The sequence below is a fragment of the Ruminococcus sp. genome, assembly GCF_017650195.1.
In the GTDB taxonomy this organism is placed as follows: domain Bacteria; phylum Bacillota; class Clostridia; order Oscillospirales; family Ruminococcaceae; genus Ruminococcus.
In genome coordinates this window covers 1-3,679 of the sequence record NZ_JAGCFH010000077.1, presented here as the reverse complement: position 1 = coordinate 3,679, position 3,679 = coordinate 1, and the positions used below count along the sequence as shown (strand labels likewise).

General features: G+C 38.1%; 2 protein-coding genes. One reads left to right on the top strand and one right to left on the bottom strand.

Going from position 1 to position 3,679, the window contains the following annotated elements; all coding sequences use genetic code 11:
* Positions 1 to 347 precede the first annotated feature (347 nt).
* Entirely contained in the window at positions 348 to 1,973 is a 1,626-nt protein-coding gene (locus J6U00_RS03200; protein ID WP_296578764.1) for a PD-(D/E)XK nuclease family protein, read from the top strand.
* A 390-nt stretch (positions 1,974 to 2,363) separates the two neighbouring features.
* Here J6U00_RS03200 and J6U00_RS03195 read toward each other — a convergent pair whose 3' ends face one another.
* Entirely contained in the window at positions 2,364 to 3,539 is a 1,176-nt protein-coding gene (locus J6U00_RS03195; RefSeq protein WP_296578761.1) for an IS4 family transposase, read from the bottom strand.
* Positions 3,540 to 3,679 lie beyond the last annotated feature (140 nt).

The following is a 3,679-nucleotide window of genomic DNA, read 5'->3' as shown; positions in this document are numbered from 1 at the left end:
TCTCCGAACGTCTCCGACAATTCTCCGAAAATATCTACAAACTTGTACAAGTTTCTCCGAAAAACTCCAACTTTTTCGGAGAATGCTTCATAGTCTTTGAATGCCTTTGAATGTCGATACGGGGTTTACCGAATGCTTACCGTACATCACTATATTATTGGCAGAACTATTGTAGATTTTCCCGTATTTTTTTGGTTAGTCTTGTGAAATATCGTATATTTGCAGCCGAAATAATCAATATCCCAATTTCTCATGCTTTGAGATATAGTAATCAATAATCTTGAAGATGTGAATTATCTTAATACGATCTCTTAACAATGTATCAAAATAACAATTAGTAAACAATTATGGCATATACAGAAAATGATTATTTATTTTTGGAAAGCATGCTGGGTACTTCCGTTTATAGAAATGCAGCTTTTCAGGTAGGTGTCGATAACAACCTGCCGATAGATTTACCTGATAAATCGATTCACTATGAATTATATCAGAATCATTTTGAGCTCCATATAGAACCGAAGAATTCCAATTATAAGAACTTATGTTCTTATCTAAAGGAACATCTTCCCAATAACGATGTTGCTACGGTTGTAGAGAGGAATTTTTGTGATTTTGCATACAGACTTAACAAAAGCGTTAGTGGTCGTGAGATTATTGAACTAGGGAATGCTATCATCGAATTGCGTAATATCGTAGAACCCGTATTGATTCAGTACTGTGAACAGGTTTCTGAAAATATTAGTCTGGCTAGAGAATTTGCAAAATTCTATAAGGAACAAAAAGCAGCTTTGCCTTTTCATATTAATGTTATTGATGAACTCCACGCGAATGAGAACGCTCATACTCGAATACTGACCCATCTGCTTCAATATAAAGAAGATGGGAAACATGTAATTCTGTCATCTTTTCTTGGTCTGATTCCTGGGCTTAATTTGGAGTCTTTTGATATTGAGAAATCCAAGGTCTATTACAATCTGGAATATATAGATGGATTAATTGAGAAAATGGGAGAGCATGCGATAATAATAGAAAATAAAATACATTGGGCAGAAGACCAGAACAAACAAATTGAGCGGTATGTGATGACAGAAATAAAACGTGGTATTCCGGCTGATAATATCTGGGTCATATACCTAACTAAAGACGGCACTAAAAAAGTTGAAGATTATAGTTTAACAGAAACAGCTAAGGGTATTCTGAAAGACCGATTTATAGAAATGAATTATCTTCATGACATCCTGCCATGGTTAAGGGAGATAGTCCTTCCAAATTGCAGAGTCAAAGAAGAATGGCTTACTTCTGCAATAAAGCAATATATCGATCATTTGGAAGGATTATTTATGATAAGAGATTCGCAAAGGAGCATCCGATTGAAAATGGAGGAAAAAATCGCGAACGAGATTGGGTGTACGAAAGAAATGTCTATTGGTGAAACTTATTCGAAGTTTCACTCGTATATGCACATATTGGATGAATTACAAAGCATAGTAGGAAATACAGTGAATAGATACGTGAAATATGCAACTGATAAGTTGCAAAATGTCTCTATAAAGGTTTTAAGTGAATTATGTCCAGATGAACAATTTAGCTTTTATAATGGCACACAAAGAGGCTATTTCCAGGTATTTTTGATTAAATGGCCCAAACAAGTTCATTTTGAATGGATACCGTTAACTGAACAACAATTACTTACCGGAAACAAATACACTTTTGTCTTACACGTTGAAGATAATAGTATTAAAAAGAAATTCCAAGAAGTATTAAACAATCCCGATATACAGAATGATGCGAAAGAACTCGGAATCTTTTTTAATCAAAGCGAGAATCGTCTCTTCTATAAGATAACCAAAGATACTACAAAATCAATAGTAGACATGACACATGCTGAGCTCGATAGATTTCTTCAGGTTATGTATGATAAAGTGAATGCTATACAAACTTTTGTGTCTAAACAGGTTCTTGACCTACATTAATTATGAGAATCGTTAGTTGGAACTGTAACAACAAATTCAGAGAGAAATATAAGGAGGTGCTTGCACTTAAGGCTGATGTCTATGTCATCGCCGAACCTAAGTGACCATCTGCCGATTATTTTGGATGTAGTATAAAAAAATCAGGCTGATCCGTTTGGACCAGCCTGATTTTCTTTATAAATGGCTTTTTCGCTACCCAGGATGGGGTGGGAGCCTTACGACCTGGAAACGATGGCAGCGTGTCGGAAACCGAAGCCGAATACATTTTCCACGTGCAGGTCGGTATCCTAGCGCTACGATCGGTGTGATTGACTGTGGTCGAAAAAAGCAAGCCGACCTTCACAGGGAGGCTTGCTTACTCATTTATTCTAAACACTAGTGTCCTAAATGTTAGGACTCAAAATTTAACACTAATTGAGCGCTATCATTTTGCTTGGTTTTTTCTTCTTTTGCTTTCATGAGCAAATCTCGAATTGGAGTCTTGTCAAGCAGTGAGACTGATAGAATTCTCAGCATGTAATAGGTGTCCATCCTGACATTGAGGTCATGCTCGACAATTGCGACCAGGCAGTATGTGATGATAGCTACATGAATCTGGATACGAACAGCATTTTCGTTGAATCCATAGAACTCCTTGATGTGAAGATGCTGTTTGATCCACTTGAAGAACAGTTCCACTCTCCATCTATGTTTGTAAAGGAGAGCGACCTCTTCAGCAGAAATCGACAGATTGTTGGTGTAGAAGACGAAGGTCCTTTGACTCTCTTCGTCATAGAACACCACTCTGCGAAGAACCTCCGGATACTGTTTTGCTGTTTTATAAACAGTGAACCGAATTCGTTGGTCACTCACTACTCCAGTGATCGGGTTGGAGTAGTTTAGATCTTCAACGACCTCATAGCGCATATTGACCTTTTCCCGAACGACGAAATAAGCCTTCGTCTTGTGGATAAAGAACAATTGCTCCGTATCCATATATGCGCGGTCAAAAATATAGAAAGACCCTGACTCATAAGGGACAAAAGTCATTGCCTGTGAGTCATGAACATCGGCGTTCGAAATGACATAGAACCCAGGAACGTCGCTCTTCACGTCATACAAGGTGTGCACTTTGATTCCACCTTTGTCATGATGGAGTCTGGACCAATCAAAGCGAGAAAGACATAAGGAGATTGTGGTGGAATCAAAAGCATAGACGTTTCCTTCTCTGATGAAAAAGACTTCAGCCGCACCCAATCGCTTCTCACGTGCCTTTTTAATCATCAAGGCGGCAAGTTCCTCGAATATCTTCGGATTGCGAACACAATTCGCATAGGCGAAGTTACTGACGGAAATGTTCTTGCCAATGCCAAGATGGAACAGCTTTGATTCGTGAGCCCTTAACGAGCTTACCAATACCCTCAGGCTTTCACATCCAGTCAGCTGGCCGAATATCAGAGCCAGAAGCTGTCTCCAGCATGTGAATGCTTTTACAGCCCTATTACCTTTATACTTCTTGACTAACCAGTCGAACTCCACTTTCGGGAGGTATCGGCATATTTGAGTGAAAATATACTCTCCTTTCATTTTGCTATCGCGTCTTTTTATTCATCATAATAAACGCGAAAGTCTCAAAAATAATATGTAGAGTGCAATTTTCAGTATGAAATATTCAGTATGTCAATAAGTTATGAGTACTATTTTAGTGAACATTTAGGACACTAGTG

Coding starts and splice junctions, on each gene's coding strand:
- J6U00_RS03200 (WP_296578764.1), top strand. CDS start 348: ATGGCATATACAGAAAATGATTATTTATTTTTGGAAAGCATGCTGGGT.
- J6U00_RS03195 (WP_296578761.1), bottom strand. CDS start 3,539: ATGAAAGGAGAGTATATTTTCACTCAAATATGCCGATACCTCCCGAAA.